Here is a 22,161-nt window from a genome sequence, read left to right as displayed (position 1 = left end):
GGTAATCAGCGCCCGACCGCATAGCGGTCGCGCCACGCCATCTGTGCGCCTGGCACCGGAAGCGCCGTCGCCTCATAGACGCCACGTGCGATGGCCCGCGCCATGACGATCCCGGCCAGATGGCACAATTCCATCAGGCTTGCCATATCGTCGCGCTTCCGTTTGCCGGTGGAAGCTGCAAAAATCGTATCGCCGTCAAGCGGCAGGTGAGCGGGCAGCACCGCGCGTGCCAACCCATCATGGGCGGCGATGGAAAGCCGGTGTGCCTCTGCCTTGACGAGCGATGCGTCGGTGACAACAGCGCCGATCGTCGTGGCTGTTGTCTTCACACTCTTGAGTCGTAGCTGGTAATCGATCTCTCCGGGCATGCCGTACCCGCCGAATTCTCCATCCTGTTCGAAAGGGGCTGCCCAGAAATGCGGGCCTTCACCGATTGTCACCGAACCGACGGCATTGACGGCGACGATGGCCGCGATGCGGTACCCAGCGCTACTGATGGCGCTTGCCGAACCGAGTCCACCCTTGAAGGTCGCAGTCGTGGCGCCCGTGCCGGCGCCGACGGTGCCGAGAGCGAAGCCCCCCTTGCTGGCCGCCTTGGCGGCTTCATATCCCATCTCGCGATAAGGCGAATGCACGCCCCAATCCTTGTCGCCGCCGTTCAACAGATCCATCAGGATCGCCTGCGGTACGATCGGAATCCGTATAGGGCCGACCTGGAATCCGCGCCCCATCTCCCGCAGTCCCGCCTGTACGCCGCCTGCAGCATCGAGGCCGAAGGCCGAACCGCCCGACAGCACGAAGGCGTCGACAGCATCGACCACCATGGAGGGATCAAGCAATGCGGTATCGCGTCCGCCCGGCGCGCCGCCGAGCACGATGCCGGACGCGATGGCCGGGTCATCGAAGACGATGGCCGTGACGCCGGAGCCGAGCGATGGATCGGTCGCATGGCCGACCGCAACGCCGTCGATATCGGTGAGGAGATTGAGAAGATCGGACAAGCGCGGATTCCTGTCATGAAAAGGGAGGCGCGCCGATTGGAAGTCAAATGCCGTTAAAAGACAAGACGGGCAAAAACAAGACCGGCCCGTCTTGCCGGGCCGGTCGAAAATCCTCGTGTCGTATCAAAGCCGCGTTCCGCGTCAGGCATGGAGGGGCTTCGGGTCGCGACGGGTCATCAGATCGTGAATGGCCAGCTTCACCTCGGCGGGTGAGCTGAAATGCTGCTCGTCGAGATCATGGACATGGAATTTGACGGCGATAAACTTCAGCCGATCTTCATCCGGAACGACGATCCCAACGGGAACGCCTGCATATTCGATAACTTCTTTCTTCATGCATAGAACTCCTGCCGCGCGGGTGCGCTGGCTATGGCGAATTGACTTGTCTGGTACCGTTGAAAGGGGGACGAAGGTCACATTCGACAGTTCGGGCGGGAGAGGGCGCCCGGACGGTCATTGCCAAGCACAGATCGCCCCGGCAGTACGGCGAGAATTGCGAAATCAATCATGTCTCGTTCCTTGCGTTGGCGTTGCACTTGCGAGGTCCCGGAAAAGCCCGGGCCGGTGAAAGACCATTTCTATAATCTACAATCTTACTAGAGAATAGCTGGTCGTCTATAAGAAACATATTCCGAAACATGTCAAAATATCGACGATCCGAAAAATTTCATTCCATCACATTTCGATCTACAGAAAGAATTCTATCACGCCTTCGTGCAATCCATGTGACGGTGCGAGAGCTCTCGTCATCATCGAGGCAGACATAGGAAGTCGATCTGATTCCGGCAATGGGTGTTTCGTCAAAAATCGAAATGTCCCGAAAAGACTCAAATCCGCTAACGGCAAAAACCGCTGCCTACCATCCTTCCCGCAGCACCTTTTCCAGCATGTCGACGAAGAAATCGGCGCTCTGTTCCGTCAGGCAGAGCGGTGGCTTGATCTTCAGCACATTCAGGTGATCGCCCGTCGGCTGCATGACGACCCCGAGTTCTAAGAGCCGGTCGCAGATTGCCGCCGTCTCTTCGGTTGCCGGCTCCAGCGTCACTCTGTCGCGCACGAATTCGAGGCCGAGATAGAGACCCATGCCGTGCACGGCGCCGACGATCGGGTAGCTGTCGATGAGTGCCGCCAGCCGCGCCTTCAAATGGTCGCCTGTCATGCGGGCGTTCTCCTGCAAGCGCTCCTCGGCCATCACGTCGAGAACAGTCATGCCGGCAACGCAACTGACCGGGCTGCCGCCGGCCGACGAGAAGAAATAGCCTTCCTTCTCCAGCGAAGCGGCGATCTCTTTCGTTGTGATGACGGCGCCGAGCGGGTGGCCATTGCCCATGCCCTTGGCGATGGTGATGATATCGGGCACGACGCCCTGCTGCTCGAAGCCCCAGAAATAATGGCCAAGCCGCCCATAGCCCACCTGCACCTCGTCGGCAATGCAGAGGCCGCCGCGTTCCCGCACCTGCCGGTAGACCTCCGTCAGATAGCCGTCGGGCAGCGGAATGCCTCCGGCATTGCCATAGACCGATTCCGCAATGAAGCCGGCCAGACCTTCGCCCTTAGCATCGATGGCCTCCAGCACCGGCATAACGGCGCCGAGATAATCCGCAGTCGACTCCGGCCCGCGGAACCGACCACGATAGGTGTTCGGAGAGATAACCGAATGAACCCAGTCCGGCCTTGTCGTCAGAGCCTGCGGATTGTCGGCGATCGAGGTGGAGACTGCGTCGCTTGCCACCGACCAGCCGTGATAGCCCTCCAGCAGGCAAAGCATGTTGCGTCGGCCGCTATGCGCCCGGGCAAGCCGCAGCGCCAGATCGTTGGCTTCCGAGCCGCTGTTGACGAGGAACACCGCATCCAGGCCGTCGGGCGCCAGCGATGCAAGGCTCTCGGAAAACTCAGCGACGGCGGCATAATGGAAGCGTGAATTGGTGTTCAGCATCAGCCACTGCTGCCTGACCGCATCCGCCATGCGCGGATGGCCATGGCCGAGGATCGTGACATTGTTGACCATATCGAGATAGGCGCGCCCTTCGACATCGAAGAGATGCTCCTTCCAGCCGCGCTCGATCTGCGGCGGGTGCGCGTAATAGTTCTTCTGCGGACTGGCGAAATGCGCCTGCCGCAGCTCGAGAAGTGCTGCCGTTTCAGGTTTCGGCGCATCGGCGCCCGGTCCGAGCAGCGCAGAAGGCGACGGGCAGAGCGCGGACCACGCCGCGGCTTGTCGCGGTGTCGCAAAGAGCGGCGGCTCGAAGCCAGTGATGCTGCAAAGCTGCAGGCGCAATCCGCCGAGTGACGACATCTCGCCGGAGACGGTGCCGAGTTCTTGACCGGCAGCAACTTCGCTGCCGTCATCGACGGACAATTCGATACCGTCGAGATGCAGCTTTACATCGGTGCCGGTGAGGACCAAATGCTGGTCGTACCAGGTGATCCGGCCGTCAAAGGGCGCGGCAACGGTACTGCCCGCCGCAAGGCAAATATCCATATGCAGGGCATAGGTCGCCTGGGCTTTTGCATGGTGCAGGCCGGTGCGAGACAGGCGATATTCGCCGTAGCGCGTCGCTGCTGCTCCCTTTTCCGCTGCCGCGCGGGCGAGAAGCCGCCAATCCATGTCGGTCGCCAGCCAGTTACCATCAGAAAAATGCGGGCTCTGCACGCCGAGATCGACATAGGCGATGGATGCAGGATCAACTTGCGGCAGGAGAGACTGCCAGTCTTCCATCTTGACACTGGCAACATCGAGACCGGCCGTTTGCAGGATGGCCGCTTCCATCAATTCGAACGGCACGGATATCGCCGTATCGAAGATCCGCCTTTCGCCCTCCAGATTGCCTCTGACGTAGGCGTTATCCGGATCGATTGCGATCTGCTGTTCGCTGCTGGCGACGAGAATGACGGCGCGCGCCACGATGAGCGGCCAGAGCGCCTTCAGCTCTTCCTCGATCAGCGGATAGATCTCGTGATAGGCCTTCACCGCTGGCAGAATATAGAAGGGATCGCCGTTTGCCTGATGTAGCAGCGAGGCGCAGGTCACGGCAAGGTCGCCGACCAGCCAGCCGCGGATGATGTCGCCGAAATCGATCACTCCGTCAGGCAGAGGCCGCCCATACGCGTCGGGCCGGCCGACGACATTGTCGCCCGTCACATCGTGATGAACCGCCTGGAGCCGCAGCGACGGCGCAAGCGGCTGGATCCGGCGCACAGCCATGACCATCGTCTTGGCGATCCTGTCGCGGGCGGCGCTGTCGGTAATGGAGGAAAGGAGTTGCACGGCCACCGGTCCCGCACGGCGCAGGTCCCATTGCAGGCTGCGGTCGAGTCCGGGATGCGTAAAATCGGCAAGCGCCTGAGCCAGCCGCGCGCAGAGCGCGCCGAGCGCTGCGACCGAGGCGGGCGCCAGATAGGCACGATGTGTCAAGCCTTCGCCTTCGAGATATTCCAGCAAGCGGACCTGATAATCCTGCTCCCGTACGCTGACGGAAACGATCTCCTGCCCCTCACTGGAAGTCATCACATTTGGGACACGCGGCGCATCCGGCTTAGCGCGTAAATGATGAATCGCCGCATTCTGCGCTTTGAGTTCTTCGGCCTCGTAGACGGCATGGCAGATCTTCAGCACATAACGCCCGTCGTCGGTATCGAGCCGGTAGTTGCGGTCCTGCTGGCTGCCAAGCTCCGACAACGTGCCGGAAAGCCCGTAATGTGAAAGCAGGATATCCGCGGCTTCGGAAGTGGTAATGTCGGGGCGCGGCAGCGCCATGCGGTCCACAAGCGCTTCCTCGGTCATGGCACCCCCTCCGCGGCATGATTCGATTATCTATTAAAACAGATAATCAGGCACTTGCCGACAAGCAACGGAAGATTGCACGACGGCATCGGCCCGAAAATCGCAACCGATTTTCGGAAAGCCTCACGCGTAGGTTCAAAGACTTAGAGCGTCGTGCGTGCGAATGGACGCACGACGCTCCAGCCGCGGATCTGGCGGAAACGGGTTGTCCGCCTCAACCCATGCGTTCGGAGGCGTAGCTCCCGGGGCTGGCGGGGAAGACGATGGTGCGATTGCCGTTGAGGAAGACACGGCGGTGAATATGGGCGTGAATAGCACGCGCCAGCACCTGGCTTTCGACATCGCGGCCGATCGAGACATAGTCCTCGGCGCTCTGCGCGTGGGTGATGCGCGCTGTATCCTGTTCGATGATCGGGCCTTCGTCGAGATCGGCCGTCACGTAGTGGGCCGTAGCACCAATCAGTTTCACGCCGCGTTCATAGGCCTGCTTGTAGGGATTGGCGCCTTTGAAGCTCGGCAGGAAGGAATGGTGGATGTTGATGATGCGGCCCGACATTTTCCGGCACATGGCATCCGACAGTACCTGCATGTAGCGGGCGAGAACGACGAGTTCCGTACCGGTCTGCTCGACTAGGTCCATCAGCTGCGCTTCGGCCTGGGGCTTGTTTTCCTTCGTCACCTTGATGTGGTGGAAGGGAATGTCGTGGTTCACGACCACCTTTTGGTAGTCGAAATGGTTGGACACGACGCCGACAATATCGATCGGCAGCGCGCCGATCTTCCAGCGGTAAAGCAGGTCGTTGAGACAGTGACCGAATCGGGAGACCATCAAGAGCACCTTCAGGCGCTCGCTTCCGTCGTGCACCTCCGCATCCATGCCGAATTTCTCGTAGATCGGCTTGAAGCCTTCCTTAATCTCCGCAAGGGTGGCGCCCTCTTCGGAGATGAAGCTCACTCGCATGAAGAATTTGCCGGTATCGAGGTCGTCGAACTGCGAACTGTCGATGATGTTGCAACCCTTTTCGGCGAGATAGGTCGAAATCGCCGCCACGACGCCGCGCGTCGACTTGCAGGTTACCGTCAATACATAGTCCGTCATGTCCTCTGCCCTCCTTGCGGCCGCCGCGCAGTGCTTAGATCAAAGCCGCGGCCACGAACAGGCCGGCACGCTTTCATTTCTGCAATAAATTGCAAGCCGAACTTTCATGCCTGTGGCATTTGCTTTCATGGCGCCAAGCTTATGACAGGCCGTGCAGGATTCCGTTCTGCCTGCGCCGTCGGAAATTCCGTCTTCGCCTTCCGGTATTTTTGGCGTCAACCGGTCGGCCGGCTGGCAACCCGGACTTTTTTGCGCGGCGTGATGATTTCATGAATGATCGCCCCGACGATGGAGGAGAGCACGAGGCAGAGGATCACGAAGATAACAGGATGCTGAAGTGCACCGATGGGGAAGCGATTGGCGATTGTTCTGAGGAGTGCCAGCGTGAAGGCGTGGGTGATGTAGATCTCATAGGAAGCATCGCCGAGATAATTTAGCCCGCCGACGAAAGGCAATCGCGAGAAGTCGATGGAAATGGCGCTGTAGACGATGAAGATCGCCGGTATGCCCCAGCCATAATAGCGGTTTTCAGGCGGTACCAGACTTTCGTTGATGAAGAGAAAAGCGAAGCCGACAAGAAGCAGAAGCCAGGCCCAGCGCTGCGGCAGCAGGAGTTTCTGGAGATAGAGCCAGCCAAGAAAAGTGCCGGCAGCAAATTCCAGAATGATCGGCTCGCCGTAGAATGTCGTTGCCGTCGTTTCCGGCAGCAGATGGCAGACAATGAGAATGGCCGCGAAGGTGCCGAACAGAGCAGGCAGGCGATAGTCTTCACGCATCGGCAGGAGCATCGCGAAGACGAAATAGAAGAACATCTCGTAGTTCAGCGTCCAGCCGGGCACAACGACCGGCGTGATCGTCGTTGGATCGGCCGGGTTGACCCACGGCAGGAACAGCATCGAAGCGAGGAGATGTGGTAGGTCGAAAATTGTCGACTTCAGAACGGATGGCGCGACGAGCGCAACGACTGCAGAAAACAGCGTTGCCAGCCAATAAAGCGGTACGATCCTGCGGATACGCTTGCGGGCGAAGTCGATTGGTGTCGTTTCCCGTCCACTCGTCGTCAGCCACATCACGAAGCCGCTGAGCACGAAGAAGATATCGACGCCGGTTTCGCCATAGAGGAACGAGGTCGCGTCGATGGAGGGATTGATTTTCGGCAGCTGCAATATCGCATGGAAATAGACGACCATAAGCGCAGCAAACGCGCGCAGGTATTGCAGCTGGACAAGCATCGGGCGCCTTGCTCCCACGGGCTTTCGCGGAACCGCCTCGGGCGTGCCGCTTCGTCAACTCTCTACATTTGCCGGACGGCCCTGCCGGACGCGTGGCGTGTCGCAGTAACGCATGTGCCCGATAATAAGCCACAGAAGGCCGGCGATCTTCATGGAGAAAATCGCCGTTCCGCCAATCATCATATTCAGAAAAATGAAAAGAGAAAGTGAATGAGCGCAACGCAATTGGGCCGGAGTGCGCCCTGCCGGAAAGAGGCAGACGAAAAGCCAGAAGGCGATGACGCCAAAAATCGTCGCACCATAGATCAGATAGACATAACCGCTGTCGGCGAACTCTGCGACGCGATCGACGGAGAGCCCGACGACCGCAAGCGGATCGAGGTCGAACAGCTTCTTCATCGTCAGATTGATGCGGCCGGTGAAATTGTCGCCGACTGCATTAGGATCTTTCATGTAAACCAGGAAGCCGGCGCAAACGATAAGCGGCATCAGCGCCAGATTGAAGACTTTCGGGATTTTCGGAAAGATGAAATAGCCGATGATGCAGCAGCCGGAGAAGATGAGCATCGTGCGTGTATCGTTGGTGGTGAGGATCAGCACGGCGGTTGAGATCGCCAGCACCCGATCCAGCACGGAAATCCGGCTCCACAGCGAAATAAGATAGACAGCGATCACGCCGCAAAAATTGGCAAGCGACACCTGTTCCAGGAAGATCGACGAAGACCGATGGTCGATCAAGCCGAAGGAGAAGCGGCCCTCGAAGCCGAGCGCATTCTGAAACAGACCGGTCTTATTGTAGCTGAGCGGGAACAGCCCGCGCGTATTGGCGAAATAGTCGGAGGGATGCACGATGCTGACATAGAAGGGTACGCTGATGATTTCGAAGATCAGGAAGAGCAGTACCGTGAAGCAGGCCAGCCGGAAGATCAGCTTCATCGTTCTTTCGTTGCACCAGCTTCCAAGCCCGGTGAAGCAGAAGATGATGAGCACGTTACGGAAATGGTCGATAAAGGCCATCTTGTTGAGCACGCTCACATAGATCGTCACGATCAGCGTGAAGAGCATGAACAGGAACGCTGGGAGGTCCTCCTCGTAGATGCCCTTGTGCAGGATGTAGATGATCGCGCTCGCCATGATCAGGCCTTCGCTGGCCGCCACATGCGTCAGCGAAAGCGGCACGACATTGTGGTTTATGAAGGCCAGGATGCCGTTGTAGAGAACCGAGAGCAGCCCGAGAGTCAGGATCGGGTAATCGAGACGCGAAGCCGGGCTGACCGCATCTGCGGCCGATTCGAATCTCGCGCTGGTCTCCCCGATTGTTGCCACGTCATGTCCCCACAGGTTTTACCGCGAGGCAGACGGGCGCATGTTTGGCTACCATCTGCTCGAGCAGACGCATTTGTGGGCGCTCGTCGGTATCACGCGGCTGTATATTGAACGGTTCGTTGGCCGGCCACCATTCCCCCGCCGCCCAATAGGAGAAGCCGATCCATGCATCGCTGTTGTCGGACATGGTCGTCAGCATCGTCTTCAGCCCGTCGAGGCAATGCGCATTTGCGGATGCGCCGAATTCGCCGAGAAAACCGCGCTTGCCGTTTCTCTTCAGCCATGCGGTCACACGGGTGATGGCATCGGCCGCAGCCTTCGCGCCTTCGCATGTATCGTGCGTGCCGGAGGAATCCGCATCGAGATACTGATGAAATTCATAGGCGTAGAAATTGAGCGGATCGTGCACGCCGAGCATGACGGTGCCGTTCGCGCCGCCGATCACATCCTGTTCCCAGCTCGCCGCTCCGCTCCAGGCCGTGCCCGGAACCAGGATGAGATTGCGGGCGCCGACAGCCCGAATGCCGCGGATCGCGGCATTGGCGGCTTTCAGCCAATCGTTGGCGGGAATATCATGCGGCTCATTCATCAGTCCGAAGAGCACGCCGTCCTGATTGGCAAACTCTAGCGAAAGCCGAGCCCAGAAATCGGCAAAGGCTGCATTCGTCGCGGGTGGCTTACCAACCTGATCCTTGTCGTAATAGCCGAAATTGTGCGGATCCAGCAGTACGTTCATCTTGTGCTTGCGGACCAGCGCTACCGTATCCTTCAAGCGCTGCAGTTCATCATCGTCGAACCTAGTGCCAAGCCTCGGCTGCAGCCGCTCCCAACGGAAGGGCAATCGGATGATCGTCATGCCCTTCCGGGCGAAATAGCTGATCGTTTCCTCACTCGGGTAGGTGTAATTCGTGCCATAGACGCCGCCGCGCTCGCCATATTCTGCGCCGGAGAGATTGACGCCGTAATAACAGAGTGGCCCGTCGGCGGCATGGACGGCGGACGAAATGGCCGTGACGGCGGCAAGCAGCAGCCTTTGCAGCAGTCTTTTCCGTTTCATGGACCGTCCTTGCGAGGGCGCGGCAGGTTGCCACGTCGGCTTCGATAGCGGCATCTTAACGGTCCGTTAGCTAAGAATTTCTAAAGTCGCCGTGTCCCGGTCATGCTTTCTCGCCGGGCGGATGCGGTGTTTATGAATCAGAATGACCGGAACAGGGTAAGCCGTCTGCCTGCCTGGCGCAGTTATGAGTCGTCTCAGCCTGCGCTTGAGGGCGCCCGTGCGCGCAGCCCAATCATTCGGCCGACCGATTTCGTTCCTCCCCCGCCGCCTGAACCCGAACCCGTTCGGGTGCGTTCGGCAATGCGTGAAAGCCGTCCCGCCGAGCAGGCTCCGCCGCCGCACGGCATGGTTCCCCCGGTTGTCGTGCCGGCGCAAACCGCACCCGCTATCGCGGAGGCGCCGGTCGCCGCCGTGCCGCTCCTGGACATACGATCCGCAGTTGCTGCCATCTGGAGCAGGCGCATCGCCGTGGCCGGCCTATGTGTACTCGGCGCTGTCGCAGGCGCGGTCATCGCGCCCCGCATACCGCAGAAATTCACCGCCGTTGCCGCCCTTTATTTCGATCCGCGCCAGATCGGCCTCGCTGACGGCGGCACGCAGAACGCAGCGCCCTCGCCGGAGATGATTTCGACGCTGATCGACAGCCAGGTGCAAATCCTGACCTCGGGCAATGTGCTGCGCCGCGTGGCCGACGCCATGAAGCTCGACCAGGATCCGGAATTTACAGCAGGCAGGACGGACGGCGCCGCCGTCATCGGCGCGCTTCAGAAAGCTCTGCTGATCACCCGCGAGAACAATACCTACGTCGTCTCGCTTGCGGCGACGACCCATGATCCGGAAAAATCGGCCAGGCTCGCAAATCAGGTCGTCACCTCCTTCATGCAGGAGGAAAACAGCGCTTCAAACGGCCTTTACGAAAGCACGTCATCGACGCTCGACAGCCGCCTGAATGACCTGCGCCAGAAGGTGCAGGATGCCGAGCAGGCAGTTGAAACCTTCCGCGCCGACAATGATATGGCCGCGACGGAAGGAAATCTGATCTCGGATCAGCGCCTTGCCTCGCTGAACACGTTGCTCGTTACCGCTCAGGAAAAGACCATTCAAGCCAAGGCTCGCGCCGATGCCGCGGCAAACCTGCGTGTCGAAGATGTCGTTGCCGGCAGTCAGACGGACGGGGCCGGCGGCACATCGCCGCTTGTCAGCCTGCGACAGCAATATGCCGCGCAGGCGGCGGTCGTCGGCAGCCTGCAGAGTCAGATGGGCGCCCGCCATCCACGCCTTCAATCCGCCCGCTCTTCGCTGAGCAGCATCGGCGCGGAAATCAAGGATGAGCTGCAACGCGTCGCGACCTCGGCAAGGGCGGACTACGAACAGGCCAAGAAGGCTGAAGACGATATTGCCAAGGAGCTGGCAGTGCAAAAGGCGCTGCAGGCAACCACCTCGGACAAGCAGGTGCAGCTCAACGAATTGCAACGCAAGGCGACAGCCACCCGCGAACTTTATGAGGCCGTGCTGAAACGCTCCGGCCAGACCAGTGAGGAACAGAGCCTTACTCAGAGCAATATCCGCGTTGTCTCGCCAGCCGACGTCCCGGTAAAGCCGGACGGGCCGAGCAAGAAAATCGTCTTCGTCGCAGGCATCATCGGCGGCCTGCTCGCCGGCTTTGTTGTCGGCGCAGGCTTTGCGATCCTCACAGGCCTCTTCTCTCATCCGGTCATCAGAAGTTATTTCCGCAAGCCTGCCCGCACGTCCGCTTGATGGCGGCCTCCAATCTTCCTACATCCCAGGAGCGGGCAACGAACGGATGATGTCCGGAAAAGAGGTTGTAATGCGGTTTGTTGCGGTTCTCCTGCTGTCGCTTGCTGCCGGCGCTGCCGCCGCGCCCGCCTTTGCTATTGACTGGCAGAGTTCCGGCAAGCAGGCCGTGCAGCCGCTGTATCCCTACAAGGATCTTCCGGGCGTGAAGGCCCAGCCGGATAAGAAGGAGGAAGAATCCTATGCCTGTCACACCGAAACCGTGCCGATCCGGCGCCGTCACGACGAGATCTTCCGCTCCGGCGGTATGCCGACGCTGATGTATGTCTGCGAACGTGACGGCGTGGTGTCGATGGACAGCCGGGTACCACTGCGCGGCCATTACCAGCCGGTGCGGTGAAAGCCGACCGATGGGTTCGCATTCAGGCGGAGCGGGACAAAGTCGCGCGACCGTGATCCAATTTCTCCGAGACGACCTCGATCAAAACGTTTGCCACGCGTTCAATGTCGGCTTCACTCATGTCATGGTAGCTTGGCAGGTTGATCGCTCGTTCCGGAATACTCCAGGCGTTGATGTTGGCCGGCCTTTCCTCAAACATGGGGAGACTGGAAAGCGGATGGAAGAAAACGCGGGCATCGACATTGGCGGCTTCGAAAGCCTGCTGCAGCATTTCACGGGTGATGCCAATCGCAGGGTGGAAAACGGCTGTGGGCATCCAGGCGCCGTTGACCGTGCCCGTGTATTCGGGATTCATACTAATGCCGTTCAGGTGTGATAGGCGTACCATATAGGCGGCAAGGATTTCCCGTTTGCGAGATACCAGTTCCTCAATGCGCTCCAGCTGCGCGCAGCCGATTGCCGCCTGAATATTCGACATCTTGTATTTGAATCCGACCTCGTCCGGCCAAAATTGCTTCGTCTGGCCGCGGGCGCGACCGTGATTGCTGAGCGTCAGCACCTTTTCGTAGAGGTCGGCATCGCTTGTCACGAACATACCGCCTTCGCCGGTCGTCAGCGTCTTCGTGCCGTGGAAGGAGAAGGTGCCGAAAATGCCCATCGAGCCTGTGCGACGGCCATGCCAGACGGAGCCGATGGCCTCAGCTGCATCCTCGATGACAGGGACGCCGGTGCGGCGACTGATATCGAGCAGCGCATCCATGTCGCAGAGATTGCCGTAGATATGGGTGGCGATGATGGCGCGCGTGCGCGGTGTGATATGACGCTCGACCTCAGCCGGGTCTATGCACCAGCTATCGGGCAGCACATCGACGAAGATGGGCTCGGCTCCAAGATGCTGGATCGGCGCAGCGGTTGCGATCCAGTTGGTGTCCGCCAGGATCACTTCGTCGCCCGCACCGATGCCGAGCGCTGCCAGGCCCATATGCATGGCGCCCGTACAACTCGATGTCGCGATCGCATGGTTGCTGCCGAGATAGGCCGCGAATTCTTTTTCGAAGCGGATGATATAGTCGTAGCAGCGCGCGCCCCAGCCATTCGCCGCAGCATCGGCTGCGTAACGTGTCTCAAGCTCGGTGATCGACGGTTTTGTGTAGAAGATCCTGTTGTTCATGGCGCTGACTTCTTCGTGATGGAAACTGAAAATCGTGGCAGGCAGATCGAGCTCGTGCGTTAAGCAGGCCAGGCTTTACATAATCACGTGACGGGTGAGATCATGCTCGTGGAATGTGATCCCAGGCAGGTAGCCCCGTGAAACGAAAACCTCTCGGTTGCCGCTCTCGGCGATGAAGACTGCAGTTGTCTCAACGGGATCGGATCCGATTTCGGTCGTAACCTTCACGTTCGGCTTCAGCCCTACGTCTCGCATCAGTCTCTCGAGGCCGGATGTTTCAGGAAAGCCCGAGAGCAGGAGCGTATTGACGCCGATCGTAGAATTGACCTCACGGACAAGCGTTTGCACTGCCACCATGAGGGGCAGTTTCTCTTTATATGGCCGGATCTCAGGATGGTCGGCAATGCCTCCCCAGACGATCCGGGTGTAGAGTTCATATGCCTTGAGGAAGTTCTTGTGCTGGATCCAGAATCGGAAGGCGACCGCCATGCGATTGAGGGTGAAAATCTTGCACATTTCCTCGTACAGAAAGCGCGTTTCCCCGGTGAGGTTCAACGCGCCACGCTTGGCACCGGTGAAGAGGAAGTATTCGAGACCGGCGCGATAGCGATCCCAGCTCGTCATCACCTCGTCGGTGCCTGCCTGGGGACGATCACGGGCGGTTCTTGGATTGGTAACGGAGCGATAAAACGGCTTCTTGAGGAAACTGACGGCCCCTTGATCGAGGAAATGGGCGAGAAACGAGAAGGGGTAGAAGCAAAACTCCCTGGGCACCCAAGCCGAGCGAAGGGCCGAAGCGCGATAGAGCGCGATCTCGGGGAAAATATGCCGTTCGTATAGCAGCTTGAACACTTCGGCGAAGCTGCCCAGCGGAAACTTGAAGTCCTGGTCGAGTTCGAAAAACTGCCCCAGATCTCTGGATGCGACTTCGTCATGGAGGAGCCAGGGCGCCTGCGCAGCGACGACATCGGAGTTGTTATCCATGTATCGGACGGTCTCTGCCACAGCATCTGCGATCAATATGTCGTCGTCGGCGAGATAGATGAGATATTCGCCTTTGCCGAGACGGAATGCGCTGGCGAAATTCGGTCCGCCGCCAGCATTTTCTTCGCGCTTGAAGTAGCGGATCGGCAGGCCCCGCGCGATGAACTCCTCGGCCACCTGCTGAGTCCTATCGGTGGATGCATTGTCGCAAATGACGATTTCGTACGGGAAGTCGAAGGCCTTGTAATCGCGTTCGCAGTAGCCCAACGTGTTGCGCAAGAAGAGCTCGCGATTGTAGGTCGGAATGCAGATGCTGAGTTTGATGCCGCTCAAAGACCTGTCTCCTGGCTGTAGCTTGCAAGCGCGGCGTCGCGCTCGCTGATGACGCTCGGCGTGAAGGGCCAGGCGATGGAAAAGGCGGGATCGTCCCAGCGGACGCCGCGGGCAAGCTCCGGCACATAGACTTCCGACATCTGGTAGAAGAGCTCGCAGTCGTCCTCGAGCGTCAGGAAGCCGTGTGCGCAGCCGGCCGGTATGTAGAAGGCGTTGTATCGCGTGGCATCGAGTTCAACGGCCGCCCATTTGAGATAAGTCGGCGAATCACGTCTCAAATCCAGCGCCACGTCGAAGACCCTGCCACGCGTCACGCGTACCAGCTTGACCTCCGGCCGCGGCGCGGCCTGATAATGCATGCCGCGCAACGTCCCGCGCTTGTGGTTTTGCGAAATGTTGCACTGCGGGTAAACAGGCACGAGACCGTGGTCGGCAAAGCTCTTGGCGTCGAAGGTCCGCGCGAACAGCCCGCGCTCGTCGGAACGAGCATCGACTTCCACCACAAATGCACCGGAAACCGCGGTGGGAACGAATTTCATCCGATCACCGTCAGTTCCGGCACGGCGACGGCGAAGCGTCCACCCCAGGCGCCGACCCTGCTATTGGCTGCAACGACTTCGTTCTTGATGTTCCAGGGCAGGATCAGAATATAGTCCGGCTGCGTCTCGTCCATCTTTTCCGGCGCATAGATCGGCAGTTTGCTGCCCGGCAGGAAGTGGCCCTGCTTGTGCGGATTACGGTCGACGACATAGTCGATGAGGTCGGTGCCGATGCCACAGAAATTCAGAAGCGTGTTGCCCTTGGCGGCAGCACCGTATGCAGCGACCGTCTTGCCATTGCGCTTGGCGTCGGTGAGGAAGCTGAGCAGCCCGTCCTTGATGGGTGCGACGCGGCTCTGGAAGGCCTCATAGGTCGCGACCTTGTCGAAGCCGGCAGCTGCCTCGTCGGCGCGCACCTTGGCAACTCCTGGGCCAGTCTCATGAGCCTTGGACGTCGCGCGGCAGGCGAGCACGCGCAGGCTGCCGCCATGCGTCGGCAGCTCTTCCACGTCGAACACCGTGAGCCCGTGCGCCGCAAACACCTTCTCGACGGCCAGCAGCGACAGATAATAGAAATGCTCGTGATAGACGGTATCGAACTGAATGTTTTCCATCAGCCGCAACAGGTGCGGGAATTCGACGCTGACGACACCGTCCGGCTTCAGAACGGCAGAGAGCCCGCCGACGAAGTCGTTGATATCAGGAACATGCGCCAGCACGTTGTTGCCGATGACGATGTCGGCAGCAAGGCCGCGCGAGACGAGATCGGCAGCCGTTTCCTTGCCGAAGAAGCGGGCTTCCGTCGGCACGCCGATTTGCCGGGCGACCTCAGCGACGTTTTCGGCCGGTTCGATACCGAGCACCGGCACACCCGCCTCGACGAAATGCTTCAGCAGGTAGCCATCATTGCTCGCCACTTCGATAACCTGCGATTTTTCATTAAGGCCGAAGCGCTTGCGGGCCACGATGGTAAATTGGCGGGCATGCTCCACCCAGCTGTCGCTGTAGGATGAGAAATAGGCGTAATGGCTGAAGATATCTTCCGGCGGTACGAAGGCATCGGCCTGTACCAGCCAGCATTCGGAGCAGACGAAGGCGCGCAGCGGATAGGATGGTTCCGGCTGCTTGAGCTGCTCTTCCGTCAGATAGGCGTTGGCAAGCGGTGTCGAGCCCAGATCGACGAAACGATGCTTCAAGGGAGCGCCGCAGAACCGGCAATTATGCGCTGTCATGATATTGCTTCCTCATAGGCCACGATCTGACCGAGCGAGAAGGCGCGCATGTCGGCTCCTTCGCGGTTGGCCTTGTACCAGGCGGCTGTCCAGTCGATTGTCTGCTGCAGGGTGAGGCGCGGTCGCCAGCCGATAGCCGAAAGCGCCAAATCCGAACTCAATGTCAGGGCAGGAGCTTCCGGCAGATGCATTCCCGGTGCTTGCTTCCAGACATCGTTGACGCCATGGGCGAGGCCGAGCGCTTCGGCAAGTTCGGCAACGGTCGCGAAACTCTGTGGGTCCGGTCCGAAATTGAGCGCCTCGGGCAGCTCATTTTCATCCGAAAGCGTCAGCGCCTCGGCGAAAGCGAGGTAGCCGCCGAGTGGCTCCAGCACATGTTGCCAGGGCCGGATCGCTTGCGGGTAACGAAGCTGGATCGGTTGATTGCTTTCAAACGCGCGGATGAAATCTGGGATCAGCCTGTCTTTCGACCAGTCGCCGCCGCCGATGACATTGCCGGCACGCACGGTCGCGATATTGATGTCGCGTTCCCTAAAGAAGCTGTCGCGATAACTCTGAACGACGAGTTCGGTGCAAGCCTTGGAATTGGAGTAGGGGTCCTTGCCGCCGAGCGTATCGCTTTCGATAAAGGGAATGCCGCTACCGTTATTGGCGTAGACCTTGTCGGAGGTGATGACGAGGACTGTCCTGACGGAGGGTGCATCGCGCACCGCGTCCAGAACGTTTGCAGTTCCCAACACATTGGTCGCGAAGGTCTCGGTCGGATTTGCATAGGAGCGCCGCACCAGCGCCTGCGCTGCCATGTGGATGACGATTTCGGGCCTGAAATCGATGAGGTGTTGCTTGAATGTGACCGCATCTCTGATGTCGGCAATGTGGTGGCGTTGCTTATCCCAAGGCGAGAGACGACTGTAAAGGGAAGGGCTTGTTTCTGGCTCAAGGGCGATGGCGGCAATCTCTGCGCCGAGCTTCTCAAGCCATAGCGAGAGCCAGGAACCCTTGAAACCCGTTTGCCCGGTAAGAAAAACCCGCCGCCCCTGCCAGAATTCGTTCACTTCCACACCTTCCACGGTGCTTTTCCGTTGCTCCAGAGCTCTTCGAGATGATTGCGCTCGCGCAACGTATCCATCGGCTGCCAAAAGCCATCATGCTTGAAGGCGGCGAGCTGGTGATTGGCCGCGAGCCATTCGAGGGGATCGGCTTCGAAGATCGTGTCGTCGCTCGGAATGAGGTCGAGCACAGAGTGGTCGAGCACGAAGAAGCCACCGTTGATACGTTGGCCGTCGCCGCGCGGCTTTTCGAAGAAGGAGGTGATGAGCTCGCCTTCGATATTTGTCGCGCCAAAACGTCCGGGCGGAGTCACGGCGCACATCGTGGCCTTCAGGCCGTGCTGGCGATGGAATGCGACTTCGGCCGCGATATCGATATCGCCGACGCCATCACCGTAGGTCATGCAGAACGGCTCGCCCGGGGTCAGATATTTACGCACGCGACCGACGCGACCGCCAGTCATAGAATGCATGCCGGTGTCAACGACCGTCACGCGCCAGTTCGGCTTCTTGCCTTCGTGATATTCGATCGCGTTGGAGGCGAGATCGACGGTGATATCGCTATGGTGCAGCACAAGGTTTACGAAGTATTCCTTGAGCATATAACCCTTATAGCCGGCACAGATAATGAAATCATTCAGCCCGTGATGAGCATAGATATTCATGATATGCCAAAGGATCGGCATGCCGCCGATTTCGACAAGTGGCTTTGGGCGAATAGTGGTCTCTTCCGAAAGCCGCGAACCGAGGCCGCCCGCGAGAATGACGACTTTCATCGAGAGAAAACTCCGAAAAATGGGGCAATAGGTTTCATCAAAGCAACCTGTTCGAGTTCATTCCGGTATCGGCCATTCATCTTGTGCGAGCCTTGCCGGGACTTTGGTTGACGTGGGGTAATCGTCGTCTTTACTTTGCGCGCAACAGATCGACCAGTTGCTTGGATAGCGAATATCTCGGGTGACTTCGTGCCTCAGCCCTTGCGGGTGGCTTCGACCCTGTAGCAATAGGAATTGTCGTTGCTGACCTCGCCCTTTTTCCCGATGTCCCAACGCGCTTCCCCATTGTGGTCGGACTTGATCAGTGGGTATTTCTCCCATAGGCCGAAACCCATTGCGCGGTTCAGCATGATCGCGGCGGCATTGGTCGTCAGCACGTAGCCGTAGACCGTACTGACCTTCGTTTTCTCGAAGAGCCAGTCGATCAGCGTTCTGCCGGCGACAGGCAGCAGTTTCGGATGTCCGCCACGTTCGCCGCGCATGGCGTTGTCGAGCAGCACCTCGTCATCCCTAAGATCCTTGAAGCCGAAATGGCCGATCAATTGGTCTTGTGAATAAATCAGGAACATCAGCTGTGTCGGGTTCTTAAAGACGACATTGGCGAGCCAGTTACGTGTGCGCTCCGCCGTCGCTGTGAAATGCGTCAGGAAGAAACCCATGTTCGCATTGCGCCATTCCGTCATCTTTTCGATGACATCGTGATCGTCGAGATGCCGGATAGTCAGTGGCACGAGCTTGCCGATCACCTCTCCTGCCTCGTCCTTCAGGTCGATGACGGCCGTGATCTTATTGTGCACGATGTCGTGGATATACTGCTGGGTCTCGTTCATCCGGCTGCCCCTATTCAAAATGGTCCGGCAGGATGACCTCGTCTGCCGCGAGATCGGTCTTCATCCGCTTGCCAATGAGTGTGTGCAGTTCGGTAGGAGCAATGCCGGTGCCCGGTCGCTTGGCGTCGAGATCGTCGGCGGTGAGCACTTCGCCCATCTTGAGCGCGCGCGCACTGATGACGCTGCGACGCATCTTTGGAATCTGGTCCTTTTCCGAAGGATTAAGAATGCGACCAGTTCCTCCAAGCGCCGCATGTACCGAGCGGCACGCCTCGATCATCCGCTTCATTTCATCAGGTTCGGTGGCCATCTGGTTGTCCATGCCAATGCGCGAGCTATCCAGAGTAAAGTGCTTCTCGATCGCGCAGGCGCCGAGCGCGATTGAAGCGGCTGGAATCTCGATACCGACGCTGTGGTCGGAATAGCCGATCGGATAGTTTGGGAATTCGCTGCGCAAGCCGAGGATGTTCTGTAGCCGGATCGTTTCCGGCGGGGCCGGATAAACCGATGTGCAATGTAAGATGATGATCTGTCTGTTGCCGGTTGCTTCGATAGCAGCAACCGCGCTGACAATCTCCTCAAGCGTACCCATCCCCGTCGACAGGATCAACGGTGTTCCCAAGCTGCCAAGATAGGTGAGATAAGACAGGTTATTCAACTCCATCGAGGCGATCTTGATGAAGGGCACCTTGCATGTTTCAACTAGGAAAGCAGCCTCGGCGCGCGAGTAGGGGGTCGAGGCAAAATCGATGCTAATCTTGCCAGCATATTCGGCAAGTTCGGCGAGCTTCTCGTCAGTCAGCGCAAACTTGTTGACGATGCGCTTTGCAATCGCGTTTTCGCGATAGTAGCTGCTGGCATAAAGCGAATCGGTGCTCCACGATTGGAACTTTACGCAGTCGCAGCCGGCTTCCTTAGCATGGTCGATCATTGATCGTGCGATCGTCAGGTCGCCGAAATGGCTGGTATTCAGTTCGGCAATGACATAGGGGGCGAGATAGTCGCCAATGACGCGGCCGCTGCGAAGGGTGATCGTTGCCATGATGTGCTCGCTGCTTACTGGTCGATGGGATCAATGACCATTTCTGAGAGGAAGAGGTCGCGGTCGAGGAATGGAATTTGATCCTCCAGCGGGCGGCGGACAAAACGCTTGTCCACTTCGCTGCGCGTCTGGCCAAGCTCGATATATTCCTGATCGTCGCGACCCATAATCTCGCAGAGTACCGGCCGATCTCGCTGCAGTAGGTCTCTGATGCCGACATGGAGCTCTTGCGGGCTCTCGATGCGGATGTAGTCGAGATCGAAGCAGTCTGCGACCTTTGAGAATTCGGGGCAGCTGACGCCGTTAGCCGGGTCGGTTCCGATTACACGCTTGCGGAAGAGATCCCGCTGGCGCCGCCTGATGATCGAATAGACGTTGTTGTTGATGACGATGATCTTGATCGGCAGCTTGTTGTAGCGGATCGTCTCCAGTTCCTGCAGGTTCATCATGATCGAGCCGTCGCCGATCACGGCGATTACTGGTTGGCCACTGGCATAGTAGGCGCCGATTGCGGCAGGCAGCGCAAAGCCCATCGCGCCTTGCATTGCAGGGTGCACACAGGTCATCCCATCAGAGAATTGCATGTTGGTTGGCAGAATGACTTCGTTCAGTCCGGAATCGGTGACCAGTGTCGATGGTTTCGGCATAAGCTCGGTCAGGCAGGCCGCAAGTTCGTAGAGGTCGACGCGTTCGGAATCGGTAAAAGCCGGCTCGACACTTGAAAATATGGCCTTCCAGTGCTGGCATTTGGCGATCCAGACCGGGTCGGCGGATGTGCCTTGTGTCTCATTCAGCCGCTTCAGGAAATCAGCGAGCTCTCCGTTGATGAACCGGTCGATTCGGACCGTTTCCTTGTCGTGCTCGACGGCATCGATATCGACCACGATGACCTTTGCGGCGCGGGCGAATTTGGAAAAATCCGGCCCTGTCGTCAGTGATGTCAGGCGGCATCCCAGCACGAGCAGCAGATCGGCGTTCTGTACGGTAAAGTTGCCTGCGCGCGAACAGCCCATCGAGCCGACCGATCCGATCGAAAGCACATTGGCGCTGCCGTAGGTGTCAGGTGCCGAGGCCGCGAATGTCACTGGAATGTTGCGGCTTTCGACGAATTGTCGGAATTCCGCCTCCGCGCCGCTGGAGCGTACGCCGCTGCCGATTAAGACGACTGGGCGCTTCGCCTCGGCAAGTGCGGCCGTCACGTTTTCGATATCGTCGGTCGATGCGGTTGGAAGGACCTGCGTCAGATCGGGCAGCGGAATTTTCTCCGGATCGATCTGTGCGCTCTGCAGGTCGAGCGGCACATCGATCCAGACTGGGCCTTTGCGGCCGGAATTCGCAAGTGCCAGCGCCGTCTCCATGGCCTCGACGATCTCCTCGCCGGAGGTGATCATGCGGGCATATTTGGTGATCGGCTGCACGATCGAGATGATGTCGGCTTCCTGCTGTCCGAAAGTGCGCAACGGAATGCCGGTGTAACGGCTTGTCTCTTTCAGGATGTTCTGGCCAGAGATGAAGATACAGGGAATGCCATCCTGCCACGCCGAGAGAACGCCGGTCAGCGTGTTGGTCGAGGCACAGCCAGTTGACACGAGGCAGGCGCCGATGCCGTGAGTCTCGTGTGCATAGGCGACCGCTGCGAAGGCAGCAGACTGTTCGTGGTGTACGGAAACCGCGTTGATCTCGGTATGCTTTGCCAGCGCATCAGTCAGGAAGAGTGCTCCGCGCCCGGTGACAAGGAAGACATACCCGATCCCCGCTTGCGAGAGGCGCTGCATTATGTAATCGGCAACTCTCATCGTATCAAAACATCTCAGGCGGTGCGGGGCTTGAACCGGTCCAGGATTTCCGGAATGGCGACGACTAGATCTGCACTGCAGGCAGGTTCGCCATCGACGAAGCTTTGGACAGAGCCCATGGCAAGGCCGCGTTTGAAGGAATTCAGCGTCGCGTCGATCTTCAGCACATCGCCAGGAACGATCTTGCGCTTGAACTTCACGTTGTTGACCGAGACGAAGTTCGTTTTCATGCCCTTATATTCCTCCATGCAGAGGAAGGTCATGATGAATGTTTGCGTCAACGACTCGATCTGCACGAAGCCCGGTACGTTCGGCTCATCGTCAAAGTGACCGGGGAAGAACCATTCATTGTAGGTGTAGCACTTCACGGCGGAGGCGCTCTTGCCCGGATCGACCGCGGTGACGCGATCGATCAGAAGGACCGGATAGCGGTTCCGTTGGTGGCGGATGATGCCGTTGATGTCGAAGGCGATCGAACTCGGTTCGCCGCTCATGCCGCCTGCTCGATGATGACGTCGTATTTGGCGAGAATTACCTGACCGGTCTCGTAGCTGGAGAATTCGATGATATCATCGATGTCCATCTCGATGCCGAAAGTCTCCTCAAGCGCCGCCATCAGAGCCATGTGGCCGACACTGTCCCAGGCTGCGGTCTCTTGATATCTCAGATTTCCCAGGTTTCCGGGCTCCAGCATGAAGGTTTCGGTGAAAGCCGCCTGATATTTCTCGCGGTTGCTCATAGTCTGATTTCCTCGC

General features: G+C 58.8%; 20 protein-coding genes. 2 read left to right on the top strand and 18 right to left on the bottom strand.

Going from position 1 to position 22,161, the window contains the following annotated elements; genetic code table 11:
* Positions 1-5 precede the first annotated feature (5 nt).
* The 7 genes from EV281_RS10500 to EV281_RS10470 all read right to left on the bottom strand — a co-directional run bounded on the left by EV281_RS10500 (position 6) and on the right by EV281_RS10470 (position 9,499).
* Positions 6-1,001 carry a P1 family peptidase gene (locus tag EV281_RS10500; RefSeq protein WP_132653015.1) on the bottom strand — a complete coding sequence of 332 codons (996 nt, stop codon included), beginning with the start codon at positions 999-1,001 and terminating at the stop codon, positions 6-8.
* 141 nt (positions 1,002-1,142) lie between these two features.
* On the bottom strand, positions 1,143-1,337 hold the full coding sequence (locus EV281_RS10495; protein ID WP_132653014.1) for a hypothetical protein: 195 nt from the start codon (positions 1,335-1,337) through the stop codon (positions 1,143-1,145).
* 520 nt (positions 1,338-1,857) lie between these two features.
* The gene (locus EV281_RS10490; RefSeq protein ID WP_132653013.1) at positions 1,858-4,785 is read right to left on the bottom strand and encodes an aminotransferase; all 2,928 of its coding nucleotides are present in this window, start codon (positions 4,783-4,785) and stop codon (positions 1,858-1,860) included.
* A gap of 214 nt (positions 4,786-4,999) precedes the next feature.
* A complete protein-coding gene (gene purU, locus EV281_RS10485; protein WP_132653012.1) occupies positions 5,000-5,884 on the bottom strand; it encodes a formyltetrahydrofolate deformylase in 885 nt (294 codons plus the stop codon).
* Positions 5,885-6,099: 215 nt separating this feature from the next.
* On the bottom strand, positions 6,100-7,116 hold the full coding sequence (locus tag EV281_RS10480; protein ID WP_132653011.1) for an acyltransferase: 1,017 nt from the start codon (positions 7,114-7,116) through the stop codon (positions 6,100-6,102).
* A 54-nt stretch (positions 7,117-7,170) separates the two neighbouring features.
* Positions 7,171-8,442, bottom strand: a complete 1,272-nt coding sequence (locus EV281_RS10475; RefSeq protein WP_132653010.1) for a hypothetical protein — start codon at positions 8,440-8,442, stop codon at positions 7,171-7,173.
* A 1-nt stretch (position 8,443) separates the two neighbouring features.
* Positions 8,444-9,499 (bottom strand): glycoside hydrolase family 5 protein, encoded by a 1,056-nt coding sequence (locus EV281_RS10470; RefSeq protein ID WP_132653009.1) that lies wholly within the window; start codon positions 9,497-9,499, stop codon positions 8,444-8,446.
* A gap of 132 nt (positions 9,500-9,631) precedes the next feature.
* Here EV281_RS10470 and EV281_RS10465 point away from each other — a divergent pair, with 132 nt between their 5' ends.
* Together EV281_RS10465 and EV281_RS10460 are read left to right on the top strand one after the other, a co-directional pair.
* Positions 9,632-11,257, top strand: a complete 1,626-nt coding sequence (locus tag EV281_RS10465; RefSeq protein WP_132653008.1) for a GumC family protein — start codon at positions 9,632-9,634, stop codon at positions 11,255-11,257.
* A 70-nt stretch (positions 11,258-11,327) separates the two neighbouring features.
* Positions 11,328-11,654 carry a hypothetical protein gene (locus EV281_RS10460; RefSeq protein ID WP_132653007.1) on the top strand — a complete coding sequence of 109 codons (327 nt, stop codon included), beginning with the start codon at positions 11,328-11,330 and terminating at the stop codon, positions 11,652-11,654.
* Between the two features lie 22 nt (positions 11,655-11,676).
* On the opposite strand, the gene EV281_RS10455 is transcribed toward EV281_RS10460, so the two are convergent.
* From EV281_RS10455 to EV281_RS10405, 11 genes are all read right to left on the bottom strand, one after another.
* Positions 11,677-12,825 (bottom strand): DegT/DnrJ/EryC1/StrS family aminotransferase, encoded by a 1,149-nt coding sequence (locus EV281_RS10455; protein WP_132653006.1) that lies wholly within the window; start codon positions 12,823-12,825, stop codon positions 11,677-11,679.
* 75 nt (positions 12,826-12,900) lie between these two features.
* Entirely contained in the window at positions 12,901-14,142 is a 1,242-nt protein-coding gene (locus EV281_RS10450; protein ID WP_132653005.1) for a glycosyltransferase family 2 protein, read from the bottom strand.
* Positions 14,139-14,681 carry a dTDP-4-dehydrorhamnose 3,5-epimerase gene (rfbC, locus tag EV281_RS10445; RefSeq protein WP_132653004.1) on the bottom strand — a complete coding sequence of 181 codons (543 nt, stop codon included), beginning with the start codon at positions 14,679-14,681 and terminating at the stop codon, positions 14,139-14,141. The genes EV281_RS10450 and rfbC overlap by 4 nt, the downstream gene beginning before the upstream one ends.
* On the bottom strand, positions 14,678-15,913 hold the full coding sequence (locus EV281_RS10440; RefSeq protein WP_132653003.1) for a class I SAM-dependent methyltransferase: 1,236 nt from the start codon (positions 15,911-15,913) through the stop codon (positions 14,678-14,680). The genes rfbC and EV281_RS10440 overlap by 4 nt, the downstream gene beginning before the upstream one ends.
* Positions 15,910-16,974: a CDP-glucose 4,6-dehydratase gene (gene rfbG, locus EV281_RS10435; protein ID WP_132653232.1), complete on the bottom strand. Its 1,065-nt coding sequence runs from the start codon at positions 16,972-16,974 to the stop codon at positions 15,910-15,912. The genes EV281_RS10440 and rfbG overlap by 4 nt, the downstream gene beginning before the upstream one ends.
* Positions 16,965-17,738 (bottom strand): glucose-1-phosphate cytidylyltransferase, encoded by a 774-nt coding sequence (gene rfbF, locus EV281_RS10430; RefSeq protein ID WP_132653002.1) that lies wholly within the window; start codon positions 17,736-17,738, stop codon positions 16,965-16,967. The genes rfbG and rfbF overlap by 10 nt, the downstream gene beginning before the upstream one ends.
* Before the next feature lie 194 nt (positions 17,739-17,932).
* Positions 17,933-18,568, bottom strand: a complete 636-nt coding sequence (locus EV281_RS10425) for a GNAT family N-acetyltransferase (protein WP_132653001.1) — start codon at positions 18,566-18,568, stop codon at positions 17,933-17,935.
* A 10-nt stretch (positions 18,569-18,578) separates the two neighbouring features.
* Complete coding sequence (locus tag EV281_RS10420) at positions 18,579-19,610, bottom strand: N-acetylneuraminate synthase family protein (RefSeq protein WP_132653000.1); 1,032 nt, start codon at positions 19,608-19,610, stop codon at positions 18,579-18,581.
* Positions 19,611-19,624: 14 nt separating this feature from the next.
* A complete protein-coding gene (locus EV281_RS10415) occupies positions 19,625-21,406 on the bottom strand; it encodes a thiamine pyrophosphate-binding protein (protein WP_132652999.1) in 1,782 nt (593 codons plus the stop codon).
* 14 nt (positions 21,407-21,420) lie between these two features.
* Entirely contained in the window at positions 21,421-21,900 is a 480-nt protein-coding gene (gene fabZ, locus EV281_RS10410; protein WP_132652998.1) for a 3-hydroxyacyl-ACP dehydratase FabZ, read from the bottom strand.
* Positions 21,897-22,145 (bottom strand): acyl carrier protein, encoded by a 249-nt coding sequence (locus EV281_RS10405; RefSeq protein WP_132652997.1) that lies wholly within the window; start codon positions 22,143-22,145, stop codon positions 21,897-21,899. Before EV281_RS10405 ends, fabZ begins: the two co-directional genes overlap by 4 nt.
* Positions 22,146-22,161 lie beyond the last annotated feature (16 nt).

It is taken from the genome of Rhizobium sp. BK418, assembly GCF_004341105.1.
Classification (GTDB): domain Bacteria; phylum Pseudomonadota; class Alphaproteobacteria; order Rhizobiales; family Rhizobiaceae; genus Rhizobium.
This window is presented reverse-complemented; position numbering and strand designations above follow the sequence as displayed.

Coding starts and splice junctions, on each gene's coding strand:
- EV281_RS10495 (WP_132653014.1), bottom strand. CDS start 1,337: ATGAAGAAAGAAGTTATCGAATATGCAGGCGTTCCCGTTGGGATCGTC.
- EV281_RS10490 (WP_132653013.1), bottom strand. CDS start 4,785: ATGACCGAGGAAGCGCTTGTGGACCGCATGGCGCTGCCGCGCCCCGAC.
- purU (WP_132653012.1), bottom strand. CDS start 5,884: ATGACGGACTATGTATTGACGGTAACCTGCAAGTCGACGCGCGGCGTC.
- EV281_RS10480 (WP_132653011.1), bottom strand. CDS start 7,116: ATGCTTGTCCAGCTGCAATACCTGCGCGCGTTTGCTGCGCTTATGGTC.
- EV281_RS10470 (WP_132653009.1), bottom strand. CDS start 9,499: ATGAAACGGAAAAGACTGCTGCAAAGGCTGCTGCTTGCCGCCGTCACG.
- EV281_RS10465 (WP_132653008.1), top strand. CDS start 9,632: ATGAATCAGAATGACCGGAACAGGGTAAGCCGTCTGCCTGCCTGGCGC.
- EV281_RS10460 (WP_132653007.1), top strand. CDS start 11,328: ATGCGGTTTGTTGCGGTTCTCCTGCTGTCGCTTGCTGCCGGCGCTGCC.
- EV281_RS10455 (WP_132653006.1), bottom strand. CDS start 12,825: ATGAACAACAGGATCTTCTACACAAAACCGTCGATCACCGAGCTTGAG.
- rfbC (WP_132653004.1), bottom strand. CDS start 14,681: ATGAAATTCGTTCCCACCGCGGTTTCCGGTGCATTTGTGGTGGAAGTC.
- EV281_RS10440 (WP_132653003.1), bottom strand. CDS start 15,913: ATGACAGCGCATAATTGCCGGTTCTGCGGCGCTCCCTTGAAGCATCGT.
- rfbF (WP_132653002.1), bottom strand. CDS start 17,738: ATGAAAGTCGTCATTCTCGCGGGCGGCCTCGGTTCGCGGCTTTCGGAA.
- EV281_RS10425 (WP_132653001.1), bottom strand. CDS start 18,568: ATGAACGAGACCCAGCAGTATATCCACGACATCGTGCACAATAAGATC.
- EV281_RS10420 (WP_132653000.1), bottom strand. CDS start 19,610: ATGGCAACGATCACCCTTCGCAGCGGCCGCGTCATTGGCGACTATCTC.
- EV281_RS10415 (WP_132652999.1), bottom strand. CDS start 21,406: ATGAGAGTTGCCGATTACATAATGCAGCGCCTCTCGCAAGCGGGGATC.
- fabZ (WP_132652998.1), bottom strand. CDS start 21,900: ATGAGCGGCGAACCGAGTTCGATCGCCTTCGACATCAACGGCATCATC.
- EV281_RS10405 (WP_132652997.1), bottom strand. CDS start 22,145: ATGAGCAACCGCGAGAAATATCAGGCGGCTTTCACCGAAACCTTCATG.